Raw genomic sequence first — 23,478 nt, 5'->3', positions numbered from 1 at the left:
GCGCCGCGGACCCGAGCCAGGCGGGTGTGAGGTGAGCGAGCGCCTGGCCGTCCGCATCGACGCGCAGGGCCGGCCGGTCGCCGAGAAGCGGGCCACCGGAGCCCGAGCCGCACGGCGCCTGGCCCACGAGGCCGCCATGCTGGCGGCCGCTCGCCACCCGGGGGTGGTCGAGCTGCTCGCCGCAGAGGTGCACGACGACCGCGCCGTGCTCGACCTGGCCCTGGTGCAGGGGCGGCCGCTCGCCGAGCACCCGTTCCGGAGCCCCGGCGACCTGGCCGCGACGCTTGCCGGGGTGGCCGCCGTCCTCGCCGATCTCCACGACCTCGGGCTCGTGCACGGGCGGCTCGACGCCGAGCACGTCCTTCGCACCGCCGACGGCCGGACGGTGGTCTGCGGCTTCGCCGGCGCGGCCCGTGCCGGCGAGCAGCCACCGCTCGACCCAGCCGAGTACCGGCGGGGGGACCCGGCACGACACGATGACGATGCCCTGGTCCCCGCCAACGACGTGGCGGGCATCGGCACGCTCCTGCGCCAGCTGCTCGCCGGCGCACCCGCCGGCGCGGCGAGAGACCGGCGCCACGGCCGCCGCCGCGCCGACCTCGATGCCCTCGCGGCCAGGTGCACCGGCGAGAGCCCGAGCGCCAGGCCGCCCATGCGGCTCGTGGCCGCCGCGCTCCACGGCCTGGCCGGCCCGCCGGCGCCGGCCGCGCCCCGCCGGCCCTCGGAACCGCGCCCTCGGCCGGCACCGGCTCCGCCCAGCGCCCCTCCCCGGCCGGCCCCGCCCGGCCGGCCGGGGAGGGCTCGCGTCGCCCTGCTGGCCGGTGGCATCACGGCCGGGACGGCGGCGGCCCTGGGCCTCCTCGGCGTCGCCGCCGGGTGGCTCGCTCCCGGCTCTGCGCCCCGGCCGGGCGGCGCGCCCCGGGCGCAGCCGGCCACGACGGCACCGACCTCGACGGCCGCGCCGGCCACCACCCCCGCTCTCGAGGTCCGGCCGGAAGCCACGCTGCTGTGGCCCACCACGGTGCCCCCACCCTGCCCGGCGGGCCTCCGCGGCCCCGATCTCGACGGCGACGGCTGCGGCGAGGCCGTGACGCTCGACGGCTCCGTCGTGCGGGTGGGTGGCCTCGGCTACGCCGCCGGCCAGCCCGGCGACGTGGTGGCCGTGGGCGACTGGGAGTGCGACGGCGTGGCCACTCCGGCGGCGCTCCGCCCCGGCACCGGTGAGGTGTTCGTCTTCACCGCGTGGCCCGCCGCCGGTGAGGTCGCCTCCGTCGGGCCTGCGGCGGTGGTGCCGGAAGGCGAGTCACTCCACGTCGAGCCCGACGCGCTCGGGTGCGACCGGCTGGTCGTCACCACCTGGAACGGCGAGCAGGTGGCGATCCCCGGCCCGTCGCCCGGCGCCCGGGCCGACGACGGCGCCCCGGCGACCGGGCCGGCGGGTCCCGACCGATGAGCTCGCCACCTCGGCCGGCCCGTGCCGCGCTCTGGCTGCTGACCCTCGGGGCCCTCGCCGCCATGCTGCTCCGGGTGGGCTCGGGCGGGCTCGGCGCGCCGCCGGCGTCGTTCAGCGGGTTGGTCGCGTGGGTGAACGAGGGCGATCCCGCCCTGCGGGCGGTGGCCCTGATCCGGCTGGCGGCGCTGGCCGCCGTCGCCTACCTGGCCGTGGCCACCGTCGTCGTCACCGTCGCCGGCGCGTCCACCTCCGCGCGCGCCCGGGCCGTGGCGCGGGCCACCACCAGCGCCACCGTTCGCCGGCTCCTGGCGATGGCCCTCGGGATCGGCGTGACGGCGGTGGCGATCGGCACGGGGCCGCTCGGGCCCGGCGCGCCGCCCCGGCCGGTCGCGGCGCAGGTCGCGCCGCCGGTCGACCCGTCACCTCCGGGCACGGCGCTGCTCCAGCTGCTGCCGCCCGCACCGCAGGTGCCGGCCACGCCACCGTCGGGCCCACCCGCGGCCCCGGCGCCCACCACCGGGTCGACCGCCCCCTCGACGTGGACCGTCGCGTCGGGCGAGCACGTCTGGGCGGTCGCCGAGCAGGTGCTCGGCCGAGCCTGGGGCCGCCCGCCGTCCGACGTCGAGATCGTCCCCTACTGGCACGCGCTGATCGCCCGGAACGCCGACCGGATCCCGGTCCCCGGCCAGCCCGACCTGCTCTTCGTCGGCACCGTCCTGGCCCTCCCGGCGCCGCCGCAAGCGCCGGCCCCCACCGGCGCCGCCGCCCTGCCGCCCACCACCTGATCGCCCACGACCTGATCGCCGGGCCCGCTGTGTGAACGGATCGTGAAACGAGCGGTCCGGCTCTTCCCCGGGGCGTCCCGGGAGGGTTCACTCGACGCTGCCCATGTCCGTCTCCACCGACCCCCACACCGTCCGCCGCCGCTGGAGCGAGAGCGACCGCCTCGTGCCTCGGGCGTTCGTGCAGCCGGCACAGCGCTTCATGGCCACCGAGGCCGCGGGCGGCAGCGTGATGCTCGTGGCCGCCGCGGTCGCCCTGATCTGGGCGAACTCACCGTGGCACGCCACCTACGAGCACCTGTGGACCACCCCGCTCGAGGTGAGGCTGGGCGGGGTGCTGCACATCGACCAGAACCTGCAGGAGTGGGTCAACTCGGCCCTGATGGCCCTGTTCTTCCTGCTGGCCGGGCTGGAGATCAAGCGCCAGCTGGTGCTGGGCGAGCTGCGCGACCCGAAGGCCGCGGCCCTCCCCGCCATGGCCGCGCTGGGCGGGATGGTCGTGCCCGCCCTCATCTTCTTCGCCATCAACGCCGGGAGCGCGGGCGAGCGCGGCTGGGGCATCCCCATGGCCACCGACATCGCGTTCGCGGTGGGCGTCGTGTCCCTGGCCGGTCGGCGCATCCCCAGCGGCGCCCGGGTCTTCATCCTCACCCTCGCCGTCGTCGACGACATCGGCGGCATCCTCGTGATCGCCGTCTTCTACGCCACCGACGTGCAGTTCGCCTGGCTGGGCGTCGCCGCCCTGGCCGTGCTGCTCGCCGTCGGCGCCCAGCGAAACGACGTCCGCTCCATCGCCCCGTACCTGGTGCTCGGGGCCGTCACCTGGCTGGCGCTGCTCCAGGCCGGCGTCGAGGCGGCCATCGCCGGCGTGGTGTTCGGCCTGCTCTGCCCGGCCTGGCCCTTCCACGACCCCGGCCGCTTCGGCGACGAGGCCCGGCGGATGGTCGACGCCATCGAGCGCTCCCGCAACGGCGGCCTCACCGACGACCAGTTCGAGCGCAACGAGGTCCGGATCGAGGCGCTCACCCAGTACGCCCTCGAGACCACCTCACCGCTGGAGCGGGTCGAGAGCAGGCTGAACCCCTGGGTGGCGTTCCTGATCGTGCCCCTCTTCGCCTTCGCCAACGCGGGCGTGCACATCGGCGGCACCGAGGTGGTCGGCAGCGTCGCATTCGGGGTGGGGATCGCCCTCGTCGTCGGCAAGACGGTCGGCGTGTTCGGTGCCAGCGCCATCGCCGTGCGGCTGGGCATCGGCCGCCTGCCCGACGGGGCCGGCTGGCGCCACGTGCTCGGCCTCGCCGTCACCTCCGGCATCGGCTTCACCGTCGCCCTGTTCGTGACCACCCTGGCCTTCACCGACGACGCCCTCACCGCGTCGGCCAAGATCGGGATCCTCGCCGGGAGCCTGGTCGCCGGTTGCCTCGGCTTCGTCCTCCTGCGGTCGCTGCCCCTGCCCGAGACGGCGCGCGCCCCTAGCGCAGCCAGGCCCGCGTGACGGTGTCGAAGCGGCGGGACCGGTCGCCGGGCACCGCCTCGTCGAGGGCCCGCACCACCGCCTCCTCCAGCGCGGCCTGACCCTCGGCGATCACCTCGTCGGCCACGCCCAGGCCGAGCAGGTCGGCGCTGGTGAGCCGCAGGAGCGGGGCCAGGTCGGCGGCCGACGGGTGCTGGTGCATCATGGCGGCAGCGCCCTCGGGCGGGATCACCGAGAACACCGCGTGCTCCTGCAGCAGCAGGCGGTCGCCGCAGGCCAGGGCCAGCGCGCCGGCCGAGCCACCCTCCCCCACGACCACGCTCACGCTGGGCGTCGGCAGGGCGGCCATGGCTGCGAAGGTCCGGGCGATCTCGCCGGCCACGTGGTCGGCCTCGCTCTCGGGGCCGGGATGGGCACCCGGCGTGTCGACCAGCGTCACCAGGGGGAGCCCCAGCCGCCCGGCCAGGGCGATGGCCCGCTGGGCCAACCGGTAGCCGGCGGGGACGGGGCGCCCGTCCTCCACGTAGCGGTCCGTGGCCACCATCACCACCCGCCGCCCGGCCACCGTCGCCAGGCCGGCCCGCACCACCGGGTCCCGGTCCCGCAGCTCCGTCCACGAGGTGCACAGCCGGGCGGCCCGGTCGATCCCCGTGGGCCGGCCCACGGCCCGAGCCCGCAGCACCTCGCCCCACGGGCCGATGACGCCGATCGGATCGGGCGCCGGCAGGGGCCGGGTGGGGAGCGGCGTCGCCCGGAGGCCCAGGGCCGACTCCACCCAGGCCGCCTGCTCGGCCGGGCCCACGATGCCGTCGAGCAGGCCGTTGGCATAGGCCCCCTCCGACGTGTGGCTCCGCTCCGGCAGCCGGGTGCCCAGCACCCGCTCCACCACCCGGGGCGACGCGAACCCCAGGATCGCCCCGGGCTCGGCCACGCGAACGTCGGCCAGCGAGGCGTACGAGGCGAGGGCGCCACCGGTGGTGGGCGAGGCGTGCACCGCCAGTGAGAGCAGCCCGGCGGCGGCATGGGCGCCGGCCGCGTCGACCGTGCGAGCCAGCTGCACGAGCGCCACCATGCCCTCCTGCAGGCGAGCGCCGCTCGACCGGGTGACCACCAGGATGGGGAGGGCCAGGTCGACGGCCCGACGATAGGCCCGCACGATCTTCTCCCCGGCGGCGGCGCCCATCGACCCGCCGAACACGCCGCCGTCGCCCTCCACGAAGGCGTAGTGCGCCGCCCGGCCGGTGCGCACCGCCTCCCCCGGCGCGCGCGCCACCCGGTCGGCATAGCCGGGGAAGCGCAGCGGGTCGCCGGAACGCAGGTCGGCGTCCCACTCCTCGAGCACGGGGTGCGGCGGCACGGCCCTCCACGGTGCCCCATCCCGGCGCCCAGCACAATCGACAGGGCCTACTCGAGGCGCACGGCCAGCTCGTTCGCCACCAGCCGACCCTCGCGGGTGAGCACCGCCCGGCCGCGGCGGCGCACCACCAGCGGGTGGGGCCCCTCGTCCCAGGGGCCGGGCGGCAAGGCCTCGGCCGGCACGCCGTCACGGGTGCGGAGCGCCAGCTGGAGCCCCTCGAGGCGCATCCCGGCGGCGTCGAGCCGCTCGGCACCGGCCTCCACCGGCTCCCCGGCCTCGACCAGGGCGACGTAGCGCTCGGGGGTGCGCACGCTCCACGACCGGCGACCGGCCAGGTGCGAATGGGCCGCGCACCCCACGCCCAGGTACTCGCCCTGGGCCCAGTACAGGAGGTTGTGTCGGCACTCGTGGCCCGGCCGGGCCCAGTTGGAGATCTCGTAGCCGCCCAGCCCGGCGGCACCCAGCAGCTCGTCGGCGACGAGGTACTTGTCGGCCTGGTCGTCGTCGTCGGGGTGGCGCGCCGGGTCGGCGGCCAGCGGCGTGCCGGCCTCCACCGTGAGCCCGTACGCGCTGACGTGGGGCGGGTCGAGGGCGAGGGCCGCCTCCAGCGTCCGCTGCCAGTCCACCAGGTCCTCGCCGGCGGCCCCGTAGATGAGGTCGAGGTTGAAGGTCGCGAAGCCGGCGGCGCGGGCCGCCTCGACGGCGGCCACCACCTTGGCGGGCTCGTGGGTGCGCCCCAGCGAGGCGAGCACGTGCGGGACCATCGACTGCACGCCGAACGACAGCCGGGTCACGCCGTGGCGCCGGTAGCTGGCCAGCAGCCCGGGCGTGACCGTGTCAGGGTTGCACTCCACCGTCACCTCGGCCCGGTCGGCCACGGGGATGGCGTCGAGCACAGCGCCCAGCAGCTCGCCCGGCACCAGCGAAGGCGTGCCCCCGCCCACGAACACGCTGGTGGCCGACGAGAGGCCGGCCGCCACCGCCCGCTCCAGGTGGAGCCGGCAGGCGGCCAGGTAGCGCTCGACCAGGTGGGAGCGGTCGGTCCACGTCGCGAACGCGCAGTAGTCGCACCGCCGGGCGCAGAACGGCACGTGCACGTAGACGCCGAACGGCGCGGCGGCGGTCATCACCGACCAGGATGCCGGGCCGGACCGTGATCGGGGCGGGCGCTAGGCGCGCTGGAGGCGAAGGCCCAGCTCGTCGAGGCGCTGACCGGCGGTGTCGGGCTCCACGTCGAGGATGGCGGCGACGGCCCGCAGGTCGTCGGCCCGCACGGTGAGCACCCGGCCGTTGAAGTCCTGGCGCTGCACCTGGATCATGTGCAGGAACCGGCCGAGCATCCCGGCCTCGGGCCCGGGCATGGCCGACAACCTGGCGAGGTCGATCACGATCGGCCCCCGCTCGGCCCGGCGGCGCGGCCCCTCGGTGAGGTCGATCACCTGGGCCGCCGCCCCGGGCTCGCCCAGTTCGGGCAGCAGCTGGTCGACGGGCACGTGGTAGAAGCGGGCGAGACGGTGCAGCCGCGGGACCGAGATGGCCCGCTCCCCGCGCTCGTAGGCACCGAGCACCGACGCCTTGAACTCGTGGGCGGACTCCTCCTCGACGGCCTGCAGGGAGAGGCGCTTCTGGCGCCGGATGGCGCGCAGGCGCTCCCCGACGCGCCGCAGGTACGCCTCGGCGTGCTCGCCGGCGCCGTCGATTGCCCCCTCGTCCCAGTCGGTCACGATCGTCCTCGATGCCCTGGTGCCGCTGACGCGGCACATCACGCTGCTGGCCGCCGGGCACCGCCACCTCGGGTGCACGGTTCACCGCGTCCACCGCGAATCTACGCCCGGCCACCACGCAGGGCAAGCATCCCAGGTGCGCTGGTCACGCAGGGTGGCGGATGAGGCCGGAGCGCAGGCCGGTGAGCAGCACCCCGGCCGCCACCGCGGCGGTCTCGGCCCGCAGGACGGCCCGCCCGAGGCCCACCCGGGGCACCGGCAGCTCGCGCTCGGCCGGCGACCAGCCCCCCTCCGGGCCCACCAGCACCAGCGGTCGCTCCAGTGAGGGTGGCTCGCCGCCGGCCTCGGCGAGGGCCGCGCCGGGCCGGGCGGCCGCGTCGGCCACCCGCACCAGCGGACCGACCACGGCCAGGCGGGCCTGCCGGCTCTGCATGGCCGCCGCCCGGCTGATCCGGGCCAACCGCCCGAGCTGGCGCGGGGCCCGCTCGGCGTCCCACCGCACCACCGACCGGTCGGCGACCAGCACGAGGATCCGGTCGACCCCGAGCTCGGTGAGCTTCTGCACGACCCAGTCGGGGCGGTCACCCTTCACCGGGGCGAAGCCCACCGCCACCGGCACGGTCGGCGGCTCCACCCGGATCGGGCCGTCGACGTCCAGGGCGGCTCCGAAGCGGCACAGCCGCCACCGGCCCCGCCCGTCGGCCACCGTCACCGGGTCACCCGGCCGCAGGCGCAGCACCCGCTCCAGGTGGTGACGGTCGCCCTCGTCCAGCTCGGGAGCATCCAGGTCGTCGACGAAGGCGTGGGCGGCGGCGGCGACCCCGGCCGGTCCAGCCAGCCCCGCCACCACGCCCGCTACGCCCGCGCCGAGCGGAACCGGCGCCGAGGGCGCCGGTCACCGGACCCGACCTCGTCGCCCCGCAGCTCGGCGAAGCGCCGGAGGACCTCTTCCTCCTCCTTGCTCAGGCCGGTGGGCACGTCGACGCTCACGTGCACGATCAGGTCGCCCCGGCCCCGGCCCTCGAGGTGCGGCACGCCTCGACCCCGCAGGCGCAGCTCGAGGCCGTGCTGGGTGCCCGCGGGGATCACCAGCTCCTCGTCGCCGTCGAGCGTCTCGTAAGCGAGCTCGGCGCCCAGGGCGGCCTGGGTGATCGACACGTGGAGGTCGTCGAGCAGGTCGACGCCGTTGCGCACGAACCGCTCGTGGGGCTTCACCCGCACGTGCACGTACAGGTCGCCGGCGGGCCCGCCCCTCGGCCCGGCCATGCCCCGTCCGGAGAGGCGCAACGTCGAGCCGTGGTCGACGCCGGCCGGCACGTCGACGGTGTAGGTGCGCTCCGCCGAGCGGCGCCCCTCGCCCCGGCAGTCGGGGCAGGGCGACCGCACGACCTGCCCCGAGGCCCCGCACCGCGGGCAGGGCCCGGCGGTCACCATCTGTCCCAGCAGCGACTGGCGGACCCGCCGGATCTGGCCGGCACCACCGCAGTCGGGGCAGGTGGTGGGCGTCGACCCCGAGGCCGCCCCGGACGCCGCGCACGTGTCGCAGACCACCGCGGTGCGGACCGTGACCGGGACCTGCACGCCGAACACCGCCTGTTCGAACGCGAGGTCGACCACGGCCTCGAGGTCGGCGCCGCGCGGCGGACCGGCCGGGCCCCGCCCCCGGCCACCGCCCCCGGACGAGAACGGGTTGCCGCCGAAGAAGGCGTCGAACAGGTCGCCGAGGCCTCCGCCGAACCCGAACGGGTCGCCGACACCGGCCCCGCCCTCGGGGCCGAAGCGGTCGTAGCGGGCCCGCCGATCGGGGTCGGACAGCACCTCGTAGGCGATGGCCACCTGCTTGAACCGCTCCTCGGCAGCCGGGTCACCCGGGTTGGCGTCGGGGTGGAGCTGGCGAGCGAGGCGCCGGTAGGCGCGCTTGATGTCGTCCTGGCTGGCCGCGCGGTCGACGCCGAGGAGCTCGTAGTAGTCGACGCTCACCGGAACCTCGCACGCCCGCAGGGGCCGGGTCGGGGCACGCTCAGCCCTCGCTCAGGCGTCGGCCGAGGCGGCGACTGACCACGGCCACCGCGGCGAGGGCGTGGGAGTAGTTCATGCGGGTGGGCCCGAGCACCCCGACGGTGCCGGCCGTCTCGCCCTCGACCCCGTAGGGCGCCACCACGACCGCGCACTCGGCCAGCGGCTCCACGCCGTGCTCGCCGCCGATGGCCACGGTCAGCCCCCGGTCGAGCACGTCGCGAAGCAGGGTGACGACGACGTACTCGTGCTCGAGCGTGGTCAGCACCTGCCGCACCGTCTCGACGGCGTCGAACGCCGTGGCCATCCGCGACGCGCCCCCCACGAACACGTGCTCGCCGTCGCGTCGTCCCGTCTCGGCCAGGGCCTCGGCCGCGGCCGCGCAGAGTCCGTCGACCTCGGCGTCGCCGGTGGAGAGCACCACGGGGAGCGCCCCCAGCGTGGCGCCGGCGAGGTGCCCCATCAGGTGGGCCGTCGCCGCGTTCACGCGCTCCTCCCCCACCTCCGCGTCGAGCTCGAGTGTGCGCTTCTCCACGACCCCGTTCGACAGCACCGCCACCGCCAGCACGACCCGCCCGCTCAGGGCCACCAGCTGCACGGAGCGGATCGTGGCGGCCTCGTGGGGCGGCCCGACCACGACCGCGGCGTAGTCGGTCAGGCTGGACAGGAGCCGGCTGGTGTCGTGCAGCATCTGCTCCAGCTCACCGTGGGCCGCGGCGAAGAAGTGCCGCACCTGCTGGGCCTGGCCACGCTCCAGCGCCGTGGGCGCGGTCAGGTGGTCGACGAACCAGCGGTAGCCCTTGTCGGTGGGCACCCGACCGGCGCTGGTGTGCGGCTGGCGGAGGTAGCCCTCCTGCTCGAGGGCCACCATCTCGTTGCGCACGGTCGCCGAGGAGACGGGCAACGCGGACGCGCGCAACACGTGGCTCGACCCGACCGGGACGGCCGTCTCGATGTACTCCTCCACGACGGCTCGGAGGATGGCCGCCTTGCGATCGTCGAGCATCGCTGCCTGTGTCGGTGGGAGAGGCGAGGGGTGGGCGGAGCGAGCGCTCCCGCTCACGCCGATGATATCGACCCGTGCTGGCGCGGCCCCGGTCAGCCCCGGAGAGCGGGCACTCGTGGCCGGCACTCAGCTCGCGCCGTGCTCGCCCCGCCCGATGAGCGGCAGCACCGCGGCCTCGCCCGCAGCCTGCTCCCCCACGGCGACGGCCTGCTCCAGCGCGTCGACGGTGCCCTCCAGCCGGCCGACCAGGCTGGCCAGGCCCTCTGCCCGTCCGTCGAGGGCGTCGCGCAGCGCGCGGCCGAGCGCGGCCCCGAGCCGCTGCGGCAGCAGCTCGGTGAGCTCGGCCATGCGCTCCTCGACGGCGTCGTCACGAGTGCCGGTCGCCGCCTCGGCGAGCCGCTCCTCGCTCGGCAGCCGTCCGGCCAGCTGGGCCAGCTCATCTGCCTGCCGCGCCACCTCCCCCCGCAGGGCGCGGATCTCCTCCACCAGCATGGCGAGCAGCTCGTCGCTCAGCCCCCGGACGCCCGCGTCGGCCGGGAGGGCGCCGGGACCCTGACCCTGCCCTCGCGACGGGCCGGTCCCCGGCCGGGGACCCGCGCCGGCGCTCGTCCCCAACCCGCTGCCCACCGCACCGGTGCGGGTGGTCGGCGTGGCCCGCGCCGGGGCGGTCCGGCGCCCCGCGAGCACCACCGGCTGCGGGCCGCGCTCCCACACGTCGGGGCAACCGCGAAAGCGCCCGGTGCAGACGGTGCCGCAGGTCGCGCACGAGCACGCGCCGACGCCGGGCACCATGGCCTCGCCGCACCCCGCACAGATCTCCACGCCGAACTCGTGGCACCAACCCACGCCTCCACCGTACCGGGTCCGGATCGAACGCCCAGATGAGCCGTTCGGCCCCTTCCCCGCGAGCCGGCCCTGGCCTAGCGTGCTCGTCACCCGGGCGGAGCGCCGGAAGGTCGACGTGGGGCGGGTGCACCAGCCTCGTCGACCCCGCAGGAGCCCCGATGCCCGAGCTGCTCACTCGCCGGCCCGGCCGCACCCCGCCGGCCGGTTGCCCGCTCGCCACGGTGGGCGAGGCCCTCGAGCACCTCCGCCGAGCCGCCGGGGTCCGCAGCGCGCTGGTGGTGGTGGGCGACGGGCAGGACCGCCAGGTGGTCACCGCCGGGCGGCGACCGCTGGCACCCGGCTGGGAACGTCGGACCGCGTGCGCGGCCGGGCCGGGCGTCCACACCGATCCCCCCCGCCCCGACCTCGGCCCGGAGCTCGAACAGCTCCATCGCCTGGCCGCGACCTCCCTCCGGCGGGCCCTCGTCGAGGCGGCCGCGGGCACCGACCCGTTGACCGGGCTCCTCACCCGACGGGCCCTCGTGGCGCACGTCGCCGCCCGGATGTCGGCACCGACCCCGGCGTTCACGCTCACGATCATCGACCCGGCCCCGCCCGTGCCCCTCGACGAGCCCGCTCCGGCCGAGGTCCGAGACGAGCTGGTGCGCCGGGCGGCCGGCCTCCTCCGCCGGCACGCGCGCCCGGACGACGTCGTGGGCCGGGCCGACGGCCAACGCCTGGCTCTGGTGCAGACGACCCCCGATCCCGATCTCGCCTCCTCCCGCGCCCTCACCGAGCGGCTGCGGGGGATCACCGCGGCCCCGCCCGGGGCGCCCTGGCCGGTCAGCGGCGTGGCCCGCTGGCCCGCTGAGGCGTCCACGCCCGGCGAGCTGTGGGCGGTGGCAACCGAGCGCCTGGAGCGGGCCCGCCGTGTCTGACATCGGCGCGACCTGGTGGCTCGACGCGCTCGACGCACGGCTCCGCGCTGTGCCCGGCGTGGTCGCCGTCGGGGCCGAGGACCGCCCTTCCGGGCTGGTCGTGCAGGTGCTGGTACGGGCCGACACACCGTCGGCCCGCCGCACGGTGCGCCAGCTGGCGGCCGGACGTGGCCCTCTGGTCCTCGAGGTGATCGTCGCCGCCACCGGCTGACCGGACCCGCCGGACGCCACCCGCCACCGGGCGCCACCACGCAGCGTGTACGTTGGCTCGACGCGCTGCGGGTGGCGGGTCGCCCGCGGGCGCGGACCCGGCCGTTCCACCCCCCAGGGCCGGGCGCCGCGAGAGGAGCGGGATGCTGCCGCAGAACGACACGACGGAACTGGAGCTCCGCGACTACCTCGTGGTGCTCCGCCGTCGGAAGTGGACGGTCATCGGAGCCACCGTCCTGGTGGTCGCGGCCACCCTGCTCGTGTCGTTCCTCCAGACGCCGGTGTACCAGGCGAGCGCGACCGTGCTGGTGCAGGCACGGAGCTCGGCGTCGGTCGTCGGCGTCGGCAACGACGCCACCAACACCGGACGCGACAACGCGGCGGCGCTCGCCAACGACGTCGAGCTGATCAGGAGCCAGGTCGTCCGTCAGGCGGTCGCCGAGAAGCTGGGCGGGCCGGCCACGGTGTCGGTGAGCACCGTGGGCGACGCCGCGGCCATCAAGTTCACGGCCGAGAGCACCGACCCCGAGGAAGCGGCGACGATCGCCAACACCTACGCCGAGACCTACATCGAGATCCGGCGCAAGAACGCCATCGACGACTACCTGGCCACTGCGGGCGTGATCCAGGAGCGCGTCAACGAGCTCCAGGTGCAGATCAACGACCTTGCCAGCCAGGGCGCCGACATCGCCCAGATCCAGCCGCTCATCTCCCAGCAGGAGCTCTACAAGGGCCAGCTCGACCAGCTCCAGGTGGCCGCCGACCTCATCGCCACGGGTGGCGCTCGGGTCATCACCGAGGCCACCCCGCCCAGCTCCCCGGTGCGCCCCACCCCCGAGCGCAACGCCGTCGTCGCCCTCGTCGTGGGACTCATCTTCGGCGTCGGCCTTGCCTTCCTGTTCGAGTACCTCGACGACACCATCAAGTCGAAGGACGACCTCGAGCGGGCCACCGGTGGGGTGCCCACGCTCGGCATCATCCCGTCGGTCGCCGGGTGGAAGGACCGCGAGACCCCACAGGTGGTCACCGTGCTCGAACCCCGCGGCCAAGCCGCGGAGACCTACCGACTCCTGCGCACCTCGGTGCAGTTCCTCGGCCTCGAGCGACCCATCCGCACCCTCCAGATCACGAGCGCCCGGGCCGGCGAGGGGAAGACCACCACCGTGGCCAACCTGGCCGTGGCCCTCTCGAGGGCCGGTCAGCGCGTCGCCATGGTCGACTGCGACCTCCGCCGCCCTCGGGTGCACGAGTTCTTCGGCCTCGCCAACGACACGGGCTTCACCACGGTGCTGCTGGGTGACACGCCGCTGTCGTCCGCGCTGCTCGAGGTGCCCGGCGAGGACCGCCTCCTCCTGCTCCCCTCCGGCGCGACGCCGCCGAACCCCTCCGAGCTGCTGTCGACGCGGCGGACGGCCGAGGTGCTCGAGGGGCTCACCGGCATGGCCGACGTGGTGCTGATCGACTCGCCGCCGCTGCTCCCCGTCACCGACGGGCTCGTGCTGTCCGCCTCGGTCGACGCCACCCTCCTGGTCGTCACCGCGGGTCGCACCACCAAGAAGCAGGCCCACCGGGCGGTGGAGCTGCTGCGCCAGGTCGACGCCCCGCTCATCGGCTCCGTGCTCAACGGCGTCACCTCGCAGCTCGGCGATGCCTACGGCTACGGCTACGGCTACGGCTACCGGTACGGCTACGGCTACGGCTCTGCGTACGGGCCAGCCGAGGGCAAGAAGCGCCGCCGGCGTGGCCGCAGGTCCGCCGAGACGGCCGCCGAGCCGAGCGTGCAGCCGCTCCCGGTCGAGCCTCCGGTCGACCAGCGGGCCTGAGCCCGCCGGCTCACCGCCGCCCGCCCCGGCCCCTCACCTCCTCGTACCGCCGGAGGGCCTCGACGCGCTCCTCGGCGTGGTCGACGATCGGTGGTGGATAGCCGAGGGGCGGTCCTCCCCGGCGGGCCCAGGGTTCGTGGAGCTCGGCGTCGGCGAGGCCCCCGAGCTCGGGCAGGTACCGGCGCAGGTAGGTCCCGTCGGGGTCGAATCGCTTCGACTGGGTGACCGGGTTGAAGACCCGGTGGTAGGGAGCCGCGTCGGTGCCGGTGCCGGCCACCCACTGCCACCCGTGGTTGTTCGAGGCCAGGTCGGCGTCGAGCAGCCAGGCGAGGAAGTGTCGGGCACCCCACTGCCACGCCAGGTGCAGGTCCTTCACCAGGAAGCTGGCGGCGACCATCCGCACCCGGTTGTGCATCCACCCCTCGGCGTGGAGCTGGCGCATCCCCGCGTCCACGAGCGGGTAGCCCGTCCGCCCCTCCGCCCACGCCTCGAAGTGCTCGGCCGCAGCGGCGCCGGTGTCGACCTGGATCGCACCCGGGCCCGCCTGGAGGGGCGCCCAGGCCGAGTCGGGTCGCCGGGCGAGCACGTCGGCGTAGAACTCGCGCCAGCACAGCTCCGACTCGAACACCCGGTCGCCGGGCCGGTCGCGGAGCCGGTGCAGGATCTGGCGGGGGTGCAGGCAGCCCGTCTTGAGGTACGGCGACAGGCGGGACGTGCCCTCCACGCCGGGCAGGTTGCGCCGCTCGTCGTAGCCGGCCACGCCGTCGTCGAGGAAGGCGTCCAGCCGGGCGAGGGCTGCCTCCTCCCCCGGCGGTGGCAACGGCACGGGCGACCCGAGGCCGGGCAGCCCGTCCGAGGCCACTCCCTCCGCCCACGGGACACCGACGGGTGCCGGGGTCGGCGACGCCCAGCCCTGGGCGCGCCACGCCCGGGAGAACGGGGTGAACACCCGGTACGGCCTCCCGTCGCCGGTGAGCAGGGTGCCCGGCGGGACGGCGTAGGGCGAGCCGGTCCCCACGAGGGCCCGGCCGTCGGCGACCAGGGCAGCCTCGACCGCGGCGTCGCGGCGGGCGCCCCACGGCGACGGGTCGTCGGCCACGTGCACCTCGGTGGCCCCGACGTCGCGGGCGAGCCCGACGACCTCGACGACCGGATCGCCCCGTCGCACCACGAGCCGGCCGCCGAGGGCGGCGTCGAGGGCGGCCGCGCAGGCGATGGTCCAGGCGGCCCGGGGCTGGCCGGCGCACGCCGACAGCACGGCGCCGTCGGCGACGAAGAGCGGCACCACCCGGGTCGCGCCGCGGACCGCGGTGACGAGGGCCGGGTTGTCGGCCAGCCGCAGGTCGCGGCGGAACCAGACGACGGTGGTGCGCACGGGGCTAGTCGAGCCGGAGCGCGGAGATGAACGCCTCCTGCGGCACTTCCACGCGCCCGATGTTCTTCATCCGCTTCTTGCCCTCCTTCTGCTTCTCGAGGAGCTTGCGCTTGCGGGTGATGTCCCCGCCGTAGCACTTGGCCAGCACGTCCTTGCGCTTGGCCTTCACTGTCTCGCGGGCGATGATCCGCCCGCCGATGGCGGCCTGGATGGGCACGTCGAACAGCTGCCGAGGGATGAGCTCGCGGAGCTTCTCGCTCATCCGCCTCCCGTAGTCGTACGCCCTGTCCTTGTGCACGATGGTGCTGAAGGCGTCGACGGGCACGCTGTTGAGCAGGATGTCCACCTTCACCAGGTTCGCCCGCTCGTAGCCGGCCGGCTCGTAGTCGAGGCTGGCGTACCCCTGTGTGCGGCTCTTCAGCTGGTCGAAGAAGTCGACGACCACCTCGGCGAGGGGGATGCGGTAGACCAGCTCGACCCGTTCGGGCGACAGGTACTCCATCTTGGTCATGTCGCCCCTGCGCTGCTGGCAGAGCTCCATCACCGGGCCCGTGTAGGTGGTGGGGGTGAGGATCGTGGCCCGCAGCATCGGCTCCTCGATGGCGTCGACCTCCGACGGGGCCGGGAGGTCGCTCGGGTTGTCGACCTCGACCAGCTCGCCCTTGGTGGTGTGCACGAGGTACTCGACCGAGGGCGACGTGGCGATGAGGGCCAGGTCGAACTCGCGCTCGAGGCGTTCGCGCACGATCTCCATGTGGAGCAGACCGAGGAAGCCGCACCGGAAGCCGAAGCCCAGCGCGCCCGACGTCTCGGGCTGGTACGTGACGCTGGCGTCGTTCAGGCGGAGCTTCTCCAGGGCGTCGCGGAGGTTGGCGAAGTCGTCCCCCTCGATCGGGAAGAGCCCGCAGAACACCATGGGCTTGGGGTCGCGGTACCCCGGCAGGGCTTCGGGCGCGGGGTGCGCCGCCAGGGTGACGGTCTCGCCCACCCGGGCCTCGCCCACGTCCTTGATGCCGGCGATGAGGTAGCCGACCTCGCCCGGGCCCAGGGAGACCACCGGATCGGGGTGGGGGCGCCGGACGCCCACCTCGTCGGCGTCGTGGGTGGCGGCCGCCTGCATGAACCGCAGGCGGCTGCCGGTGGCCAGCACCCCGTTGACCACGCGCAGCGAGCTGATCACACCCCGGTACTGGTCGAACACCGAATCGAAGATGAGGGCCTGCAGCGGGGCGTCCGGGTCGCCGGAGGGAGGCGGGATCCGCTCGACGACCGCGTCCAGCAGCTCGGGCACGCCGGCCCCCGTCTTGGCGCTGATCCGCAGGATCTCGTCGGCCGGCAGGCCCAGCACCTTCTCGATCTCGGCCGCGTACCGGTCGGGCTCGGCCGCGGGCAGGTCGATCTTGTTCAGAGCCGCCACGATCTCGAGGTCGTGCTCGAGGGCCAGGTAGCAGTTGGCGAGCGTCTGGGCCTCGATCCCCTGCGCGGCGTCGACCACCAGCACCACGCCCTCGCAGGCGGCCAGCGACCGGGACACCTCGTAGCCGAAGTCGACGTGGCCCGGCGTGTCGATGAGGTGCAGGACGTGCTCGCCCCAGTGCACCCGCACGTTCTGGGCCTTGATGGTGATGCCCCGCTCGCGCTCGAGGTCCATCGAGTCGAGGTACTGCTCGCGCATCTCCCGGGCGTCCACCGCGCCGGTGAGCTCGAGGATCCGGTCCGAGAGCGTCGACTTGCCGTGGTCGATGTGGGCGATGATCGAGAAGTTGCGGATGCGGGCCAGGTCCATCGCTCGTCCGACGCTACCAAGCCCCCCGCGCCGTGCAGCCGCCGCCTGCTTGGGAGCGGGCAGCCGGCTCTGCTAGCCTCTCCCGGTCCCCCTGAGATCGCCGAGGACGAGTCGCGCCGTGGCCAACATCAAGAGCCAGATCAAGCGGAACCGCCAGAACGAGGCGCGCCGGCTGCGCAACAAGGCCGTGCGCTCCGAGCTGAAGACCCGCCTGAGGACCGCTGTCCGGGCCGCCGAGCGGGGCGACGGCGCCGACGAGGCGCTCCGCCTGGCCGTGAAGCGGCTCGACAAGGCCGCCGCGAGCGGCGTGATCCACAAGAACCAGGCTGCCCGCCGCAAGTCGCGGCTGATGAAGCGCCTGGCTGCGCTCAGCTCCTAGCCCGCCCCCGCTCGGCGGCGAGCCGGCTGAGCCGGGCCACGAGCACCTCGAGCACGAGCGACCCGCTCACGTCGTCGGGCCACCCCGTGCCGCCCCGCAGGTCGACGTCGGCTCGTGCCAGCAACTGCACTGCCCGCGCGATCCCGTCGCGGCCGATGCGGCGCAGCTGCCGGTACGCCTTCTTCTCCGGGAACGACGCCAGCTCACGTTCGCTGGTGGCCACCCCGTCGAGGCGGAGCATCCGCCGGTGGTGGCCGACCAGCACCGCCAGGATCTGCAGCGGGTGGCGGCCGGCGGCCAGCATCCGCTCCAGGAGGGCGAGAGCGGCCGTCCGGTCGCCGGCGTCGATGGCGTCGGTCAGGTCCCACGGCAGCACGTCGCCGGCGCCGCCCAGGAAGGGCGCCACGTCGTCCGCGACGAGGCTGGCACCGGGCCCGTAGGTCGACCGAAGGCCCTCGAGCAGCGGCTCCAGCCGCCCCAGATCCTCTCCCAGGTGGGCGAGCACGGCCGAACGGGCCGCCGCGTCGAGCCGCACGTCGCCGGGGCCGAGCTGCGAGCGGAACCAGCCGTCACGGTCCTTCGGGCGGGGCGGGCTGGTGTCGACGGTGCGGCCGCCGACCCGCTTCATGGCGTCGCCGAGCGCCTTGGGCACCCTCCCCGACGGCCACTCGAGCACCAGCACGGTGGTGCCGAGGGGCGCCGCCAGGTACTCGAGCAGCGGCGCCGAGCCACCGGGCCCTAGCCCGTCGCCCTCCTGAGGGCCGTCCGCACCGGACGACTCGACACCGGGCTCGGTGTCGTCGTCGGGTTCGCCGGGGGCCGAGGGATCCCGGCCGAGGAGACGGCTCGCGCCCCACACGACCACCACGCGACGGTCGTCCAGGAACGGCGGGGTCGACGCGGCCGCCGCCACCGCGCCGAGGTCGACGTCGTCACCCGAGAACTCGGTGAGGGCCATCGTGCGGTCGCGATCGCCCACGAGCTCCCCGATGGCCGAGCGCACGGCCTGGGCCAGCACGACCGGGTCGCCGCCCCGCACCAGCAGGATCGGCGGCGGGTCGTCGCCCAGTGCCGGCATGCCCGCCTCGGCGGCCCGTGGGCTCATCGACGCTCGAGCACGGCGGCGAGCACGTCGGCCACCCGGCGGGCGGCCCGCACGTCGTGGACGCGCAGCACCCGACAGCCCCGGCCGATGCCGAGGGCGTGAGCGGCGATGGTGGCCTCGCGGCGCTCGTCGATGGCGAGCCCCAGCACCTCCCCGAGGAAGCGCTTGTTGGACGCGGACAGCAGCAACGGATAGCCCAGGTCGGCGAGGTGGCCGGAGGCCCGGAGGAGCTCCAACGACTGGGCCGGCGCCTTCCCCAGGTCGAGGCCGGCATCGACCACGATGCGCTCCCGGGGGATGCCGACGGCCTCGGCGCGAGCGGCGCGGTCGGCGAGGAAGCCGCGCACCTCGCCCACCAGGTTCTCGTACCGGGGGTCGGGGTCGGCCACTCGGGGACGGAGCCGGATGTGCGTGGCCACGACCGACGCGCCGGCCGCGGCCGCCACCCCCAGGTAGTCGGGGTCGGCGAACCCGCTGATGTCGTTGCCCAGCGACGCCCCGGCGGCGAAGGCCTCGCGAGCCACCGACGCCCGCCACGTGTCGACCGACAGCGGCACGTCGAAGCGTGCGCGCAAGGCTTCGACTGCGGGGATCACGCGCTCGAGCTCCTCCGCCTCGGTCACCTCGGGGCCGGGGCCGGCCTTCACCCCTCCGACGTCGAGCAGATCGGCGCCCTGGGCCACCTGGTCGTCGGCTTGGCGCAGGAACGCGTCGAACGCCCACGTGCGGCCCTGGTCGTAGAAGGAGTCCGGGGTGCGATTCAGGATCCCCATCACCACCGCCCGGTGGGAGACGTCGAAGGTGGTGGACCCGAGGACGAGGAGCACTCGCCGAACCTACCGTGCGCCCGGGCGGTGATCGGGCGGTGCCGCTGCGGGTGGCCACGAGCGACACCTCGACGTCGAGCCGGGGCGACACCGCCGCCACCCGGACCCGCACGCCCCCCACCGTGAACGTGGCCCCCGGCGGCGGCGCCACCGACCCGGTCACCCACCCGGCCGGGGCCAGGACCAGCCTCGGGCGGAGCCGGCGCAGGACCGGGTCGGCCGCCTCCGCGGCCTGCACCCCGCCCGAGGGGATCACGAGCACGTCGACCTGGTCGACGTGCAGCCGGCGCAGCGCGGCGAGCAGCCGGCCCGGGCTCGGTCGCTCGAGCACGAGGACCGACGCCGCGCGCCCCCGGAGGCCGGCCGCTCGCCACAGCACGCCGCCCCCGTCGATCGGCAGCCCGTCGGCGACCCCCGGAGGGCCGCCGGAGGCGGGCACCAGCACGGCCACCAGGGCTCCGGCCGCCAGCAGGCCGGCGACCCGCCGGCTTCGCCGCCACCCGACCAGCGCGCTCGCCGCCAGCAGGCCGGCCAGCAGCAGGTCAGGGCCGCCCAGCTCACCCAGCCCCAACCTGGCCGTCCACGCTGCGACCCCGGCGATCCACCCGGCCAGCAGGAGCGACGGCACCTGGATGAGGGAGGCGGCGCGGCCGCCCAGCATCCCGGCCGCGAGGCCAGCGGTGAGCCCCCACACCATCAGCGGCCCGGCCGCCGGCACGGCCAGCAGGTTGGCGGGGACCGTGGCGGCCGGGACACCCCCGAACACCGGGACGAGGACCGGCGCGGTGCCAGCCTGGGCCGCGAGGGTGGTGGACAGCGGCGCGGCCAGCCACCGCGGACCCGGGAGGCGTCGGGCCAGCGGACCGCTGAGCGCCAGGATGCCCGCGCTGGCCCCCACCGAGAGCTGGAAGCCCACCGACCGGACGAGGAACGGGTCGACGAGCACCAGGGTCGCGACTGCCAGGGCCAGCAGCCGGCCACCCGACGCCGGGCGCCCCAACCCGGCGGCGGTCGCGGCCAGACCCGCCATCACCGCCGCCCGCAGCACCGACGGCTCGAAGCGGGTGACGAGCGCGAAGAAGGCGACCAGCCCGACGGTGAACGCCCAGCGCCCGCGCAGGCCCAGCCGGGCCCGCACCGGGCCGGCGGCGGCGAGCACGAAGGCCACGTTCTGGCCGGACACGGCCAGCAGGTGCGTGAGCCCGGTCGCCCTGAAGTCGTCGGCCAGGTCGACGGGCTGGCGGCGGTCGTCGCCGAGCACGACGCCCAGGAAGAGACCCTCGAGCCGATCCGGCAGGCCGGCCGCGCCTCGACCCAGCAGGCGCCGGATGCCGTTGGCGAGCCGGCTGACGGGGTCACCCGGCCACCACGGCCCCGCGGCCTCCACCTCCAGCTGGGCCGACACGTGGCCCCGGGCCAGGCGGGACCGGACGGCGTCGGGAGGGGGCCGGAGGCGTCCGCGGAGCTCGATGCGCTCGCCCGCCAGGCGATCGTCGAGCCGGCCGGCCGCGCTGCCCCGCGCCCACGCCTCGACGCGGCGACCTCCAACCCGCACGACGACCCGGACCGCGCCGGCCACGGGCTCGGGATCGGAGAGCAGGGTCACGGTGCCCGCGAAGGCCCGGGGCTCGGGTGGCGCCAGCCCGGCCCACGCCCGAGCGGCCAGGCCCGACGCGAGTAGCGCCACCGCCACGCAGAGCACGGCCGGGCGGCGCAGGCAGAGCGCGCCGAGCGCGGCAGCGGCCACGGCCGCCACCGGGACGCCCCTGGGGACGAGGGCCCCGGCCGCCGCGGCCAGCGCCAGCACGATCGCCCAGCCGTCGCTCATCTCCTGTCCCCGGCCTCGACAGAGGATCCCGAACTCGGTAAAGTTGCTTCGCAAGAAGGGGAGTACCCCCATGCGACGTCACCGTCACCACGGCTCTGTCCCGGTGCGTCGGCCCCCCGGGGTGGGAGAGACCTTCCGGAACCCGTCCACGTCCCGGAAGGAACCCCGTGCTCCAGACCGAGCTCCGCTACCTCCAGACCCGACGATGCGCTCCGTCGGTCTCGATCCTGCTGCCGACGACCCGACGCCAGCCGCTCGGCCCAGCCGGGCGGGCCCGGCTCAACGGCCTGATGGCCAGCGCGCACACCCGCCTGCAGGCCGAGACCGACGACGACGTGGCCCGGCTGATCGTGTCCGAGCTCCACCGGCTGGCCGCCGAGCTCGGCGACGAGCCACTGGGCGAGGGCTTGGCCCTGTTCGCCAGCCCGGAGCTGGCCCGCACCGTGGTGCTCGACGTCCCCGTGCGGGAGCGGGTGGTGGTCGACGACACCTTCGCCACCCGCGACCTGGTGGTCGATCTGTCGCGACGCGTGAGGTATGCGCTCGTGACCGTGAGCGAGCGCCAGGTGCGGGTGTTCGAGGGCGACCGCGACCGCCTGACCCCCATGGACGTGGGCGACGCGACGGCCCCGGACCCCGACCGGCGCGCCACCGGCAGTGGGCCCGAGCAGAGGTGGCGCCGCAGCGCAGCGACAGTGCGCGACGCCCTCTCGGACGATCCCCTGCCCGTGGTGTTGGCCGGAGTGGACCGGGCCACGGCGGCGTTCCGGGCAGCGCTCGGCGATGCCGCGCTCGTCATCGGCACGCTCCGCGGCAACCACGACCGCACGCCGTGGACGAAGCTGGTCCAGTCGGCCTGGCCACTGGTGGAGGCCCACATGGCCGAGCTGCAGGCCGCCGCGCTCCGCGAGCTCGAAGCGGCGAGGGGCTCCGGACTGGTGGCCTCCGGCCTGGTGGAGGCCTGGCGGCACGCTCTCGCGGGCCGGGGTGCCTTGGTGCTGGTGGAGCGGGGCTTCGCGCCGCCGGCCCGTCACGACCATGCCGGCGATCTGGAGCTCAGCGACGACCCTGAGGAGCCCGGGGCGATCGACGACGCCGCCGACGAGCTGGTGGAGGCGGTGCTCACCCGCGGCGGTAGGGTCGCCTTCGTCGACGACGGTGCGCTGGCCGGCGACGGGCGGGTGGCTCTCGCCCTCCGCTATCGCCCCTGAGCCGGCGGGGCCGGTCACACCGTCACCAGGTCGCGCAGACCCTCGAGCCGGGCCGGGCCAATGCCCCGCACGTCGAGGAGCTGCTCCACCGCCCGGAACGGGCCGTGCGCCTCGCGGTGGGCGACGATGGCAGCCGCGGTGGCCGGACCCACCCCGGGGAGCGCGTCGAGCTCCACGACCGAGGCCTCGTTGAGGTTCACCGGCGCGGCCGGCGGACCGGGCGTGGCGGCACCGGCCGGCGAGGCGGCGGGCACCGCGGGCTCGCCCACCCGTGGCACGTGCACGCGCTCCCCGTCGGCGAGCGCCGCGGCCAGCAGCACCCGGTCGGGATCGGCGTCGGCCGCCAGACCCCCGGCGGCGTCGATGAGGTCGACCACGCGGGCGCCGGCAGGTAGCCGGTAGACGCCGGGCCGGGCCACCGCGCCGGCCGCTTGCACGACGAGATCCTCCGGGACCGCCGTGGTGGCCGCGCCGGGCCCCTCGGCCACGCCCTCGCCACCGGCACCGGCACCGGCGTCGACGGCCGACGGGAGGCGCAGCTCGGGCGCCGGCGCCTGCGGCCGGGCGAGCCACACCGCGATGGCCACGCCCAGACCGGCCACGAGCAGTGCCACCGCGACGAGGACCCGGGCCGGAAGCTCGCGCAGGGTGGCGAGCACCGTGAGCGCACCCCCGCCCGGCCCGGCCGCCGAGGTGAGGAGGGGGGCGGTCGCCCCCGTTGCCGGTCGGGCGAGGTCGGGGCCCTGGCGGGCCTGCTCGTCGGGCACGGGCGCGCTCCTCTCCGGTGGAGCTGATCCGGAGGGGAAGCAGGCCCCCGGCGGGGCCCGGGCGGCCGAGGCATCGTACCCGGCACGCCACACCCTGATGCCGCGATTACCTCCGAGACCGCCTCGTGGGTTCGGCGTCGGCGAGAACACCTGGGGGGGTTCGCGTTCTCTGGCCGATCGACCACCCTGGCGGTGGCGAACCGGCCGCAGAACGCTCGGCCGCCCCGGCCGAACCCCGGCCGCTCAGCCGCGCGCCGTCACCGGCCCGGCCGCCGGGCCCGCCACTCGGCCTCCACCTCGAGCGGGATCCGCCGGTACGCGGCCCAGTGGGGATAGCCCCGCAGCCGCCAGCGCGCGTAGGCGCCCAGGTAGCGGCGGAGGAAGCCGAGCACGCCGTGACGCCGCCACTGGTCGACGTGCACCCGCTCGTGCGCGAGGAGCCGGCTGTCCGCGGCGGCCCGCCGCCGCACACACACGAGCGGCCCGACGGTGATGGCAGCCGCGCCGCCGGGCACCGGGCCACCGACCCAGAGCCACCAGCCGTCGCGTCGCTCGAGGGCCATCGCCCCGACCCGACCCGGCCCCGGCCCGG

At 76.0% G+C, this 23,478-nt stretch carries 21 protein-coding genes and 1 pseudogene; 8 read left to right on the top strand and 14 right to left on the bottom strand.

Annotation, left to right across the window (positions count from 1 at the left end):
• Positions 1–31 precede the first annotated feature (31 nt).
• From IPM45_16270 to nhaA, 3 genes are all read left to right on the top strand, one after another.
• Positions 32–1,453, top strand: a complete 1,422-nt coding sequence (locus tag IPM45_16270) for a hypothetical protein (GenBank protein ID MBK9181085.1) — start codon at positions 32–34, stop codon at positions 1,451–1,453.
• The gene (locus tag IPM45_16265; GenBank protein ID MBK9181084.1) at positions 1,450–2,238 is read left to right on the top strand and encodes a hypothetical protein; all 789 of its coding nucleotides are present in this window, start codon (positions 1,450–1,452) and stop codon (positions 2,236–2,238) included. The genes IPM45_16270 and IPM45_16265 overlap by 4 nt, the downstream gene beginning before the upstream one ends.
• Positions 2,239–2,341: 103 nt before the next feature.
• Positions 2,342–3,730 (top strand): Na+/H+ antiporter NhaA, encoded by a 1,389-nt coding sequence (nhaA, locus tag IPM45_16260; GenBank protein ID MBK9181083.1) that lies wholly within the window; start codon positions 2,342–2,344, stop codon positions 3,728–3,730.
• On the opposite strand, the gene IPM45_16255 is transcribed toward nhaA, so the two are convergent.
• The 7 genes from IPM45_16255 to IPM45_16225 form a co-directional block, all read right to left on the bottom strand.
• Positions 3,708–5,066 carry an acetyl-CoA carboxylase carboxyl transferase subunit beta gene (locus tag IPM45_16255; GenBank protein MBK9181082.1) on the bottom strand — a complete coding sequence of 453 codons (1,359 nt, stop codon included), beginning with the start codon at positions 5,064–5,066 and terminating at the stop codon, positions 3,708–3,710. The two genes, nhaA and IPM45_16255, sit on opposite strands and share 23 nt — an antisense overlap.
• Positions 5,067–5,113: 47 nt before the next feature.
• Complete coding sequence (hemW, locus tag IPM45_16250; GenBank protein MBK9181081.1) at positions 5,114–6,193, bottom strand: radical SAM family heme chaperone HemW; 1,080 nt, start codon at positions 6,191–6,193, stop codon at positions 5,114–5,116.
• Between the two features lie 42 nt (positions 6,194–6,235).
• Complete coding sequence (locus tag IPM45_16245; protein ID MBK9181080.1) at positions 6,236–6,829, bottom strand: transcriptional regulator; 594 nt, start codon at positions 6,827–6,829, stop codon at positions 6,236–6,238.
• 106 nt (positions 6,830–6,935) lie between these two features.
• A complete protein-coding gene (locus IPM45_16240) occupies positions 6,936–7,637 on the bottom strand; it encodes a 16S rRNA (uracil(1498)-N(3))-methyltransferase (GenBank protein MBK9181079.1) in 702 nt (233 codons plus the stop codon).
• A gap of 8 nt (positions 7,638–7,645) precedes the next feature.
• Positions 7,646–8,770, bottom strand: coding sequence for a molecular chaperone DnaJ (gene dnaJ / locus IPM45_16235; protein MBK9181078.1), 1,125 nt, complete (start codon positions 8,768–8,770; stop codon positions 7,646–7,648).
• A gap of 40 nt (positions 8,771–8,810) precedes the next feature.
• The gene (gene hrcA / locus IPM45_16230; GenBank protein ID MBK9181077.1) at positions 8,811–9,812 is read right to left on the bottom strand and encodes a heat-inducible transcription repressor HrcA; all 1,002 of its coding nucleotides are present in this window, start codon (positions 9,810–9,812) and stop codon (positions 8,811–8,813) included.
• A 126-nt stretch (positions 9,813–9,938) separates the two neighbouring features.
• On the bottom strand, positions 9,939–10,658 hold the full coding sequence (locus IPM45_16225; GenBank protein MBK9181076.1) for a hypothetical protein: 720 nt from the start codon (positions 10,656–10,658) through the stop codon (positions 9,939–9,941).
• Positions 10,659–10,816: 158 nt separating this feature from the next.
• On the opposite strand from IPM45_16225, the gene IPM45_16220 reads away from it, so the two are divergent.
• From IPM45_16220 to IPM45_16210, 3 genes are all read left to right on the top strand, one after another.
• Positions 10,817–11,575 (top strand): hypothetical protein, encoded by a 759-nt coding sequence (locus IPM45_16220; protein ID MBK9181075.1) that lies wholly within the window; start codon positions 10,817–10,819, stop codon positions 11,573–11,575.
• A complete protein-coding gene (locus tag IPM45_16215) occupies positions 11,568–11,786 on the top strand; it encodes a hypothetical protein (protein ID MBK9181074.1) in 219 nt (72 codons plus the stop codon). The genes IPM45_16220 and IPM45_16215 overlap by 8 nt, the downstream gene beginning before the upstream one ends.
• Before the next feature lie 142 nt (positions 11,787–11,928).
• Complete coding sequence (locus IPM45_16210; protein MBK9181073.1) at positions 11,929–13,608, top strand: polysaccharide biosynthesis tyrosine autokinase; 1,680 nt, start codon at positions 11,929–11,931, stop codon at positions 13,606–13,608.
• Positions 13,609–13,618: 10 nt separating this feature from the next.
• Here IPM45_16210 and IPM45_16205 read toward each other — a convergent pair whose 3' ends face one another.
• Positions 13,619–14,983, bottom strand: coding sequence for a deoxyribodipyrimidine photo-lyase (locus tag IPM45_16205; GenBank protein MBK9181072.1), 1,365 nt, complete (start codon positions 14,981–14,983; stop codon positions 13,619–13,621).
• Between the two features lie 4 nt (positions 14,984–14,987).
• Positions 14,988–16,769 carry an elongation factor 4 gene (gene lepA / locus IPM45_16200; GenBank protein MBK9181071.1) on the bottom strand — a complete coding sequence of 594 codons (1,782 nt, stop codon included), beginning with the start codon at positions 16,767–16,769 and terminating at the stop codon, positions 14,988–14,990.
• 118 nt (positions 16,770–16,887) lie between these two features.
• Here lepA and rpsT point away from each other — a divergent pair, with 118 nt between their 5' ends.
• A complete protein-coding gene (gene rpsT / locus IPM45_16195; protein MBK9181070.1) occupies positions 16,888–17,148 on the top strand; it encodes a 30S ribosomal protein S20 in 261 nt (86 codons plus the stop codon).
• On the opposite strand, the gene IPM45_16190 is transcribed toward rpsT, so the two are convergent.
• From IPM45_16190 to IPM45_16180, 3 genes and pseudogenes are all read right to left on the bottom strand, one after another.
• Positions 17,138–18,253, bottom strand: a complete 1,116-nt coding sequence (locus IPM45_16190) for a hypothetical protein (GenBank protein MBK9181069.1) — start codon at positions 18,251–18,253, stop codon at positions 17,138–17,140. The genes rpsT and IPM45_16190 overlap by 11 nt on opposite strands.
• Positions 18,250–19,080, bottom strand: a complete 831-nt coding sequence (gene folP, locus IPM45_16185) for a dihydropteroate synthase (GenBank protein ID MBK9181068.1) — start codon at positions 19,078–19,080, stop codon at positions 18,250–18,252. Before folP ends, IPM45_16190 begins: the two co-directional genes overlap by 4 nt.
• A gap of 496 nt (positions 19,081–19,576) precedes the next feature.
• Positions 19,577–20,980, bottom strand: a pseudogene (locus IPM45_16180) (ComEC/Rec2 family competence protein).
• Positions 20,981–21,075: 95 nt separating this feature from the next.
• Here IPM45_16180 and IPM45_16175 point away from each other — a divergent pair.
• Positions 21,076–22,119 carry a hypothetical protein gene (locus IPM45_16175; protein MBK9181067.1) on the top strand — a complete coding sequence of 348 codons (1,044 nt, stop codon included), beginning with the start codon at positions 21,076–21,078 and terminating at the stop codon, positions 22,117–22,119.
• 14 nt (positions 22,120–22,133) lie between these two features.
• On the opposite strand, the gene IPM45_16170 is transcribed toward IPM45_16175, so the two are convergent.
• Together IPM45_16170 and IPM45_16165 are read right to left on the bottom strand one after the other, a co-directional pair.
• Positions 22,134–22,886 carry a ComEA family DNA-binding protein gene (locus tag IPM45_16170; GenBank protein MBK9181066.1) on the bottom strand — a complete coding sequence of 251 codons (753 nt, stop codon included), beginning with the start codon at positions 22,884–22,886 and terminating at the stop codon, positions 22,134–22,136.
• Positions 22,887–23,143: 257 nt separating this feature from the next.
• Complete coding sequence (locus tag IPM45_16165) at positions 23,144–23,449, bottom strand: DUF4157 domain-containing protein (GenBank protein ID MBK9181065.1); 306 nt, start codon at positions 23,447–23,449, stop codon at positions 23,144–23,146.
• Positions 23,450–23,478: the final 29 nt, after the last annotated feature.

The organism is Acidimicrobiales bacterium, from assembly GCA_016716005.1.
Classification (GTDB): Bacteria; Actinomycetota; Acidimicrobiia; order Acidimicrobiales; family JADJXE01; genus JADJXE01.
The sequence above is the reverse complement of the archived record's forward strand: the minus strand, read 5'-3'. Positions and strand labels throughout refer to the sequence as shown.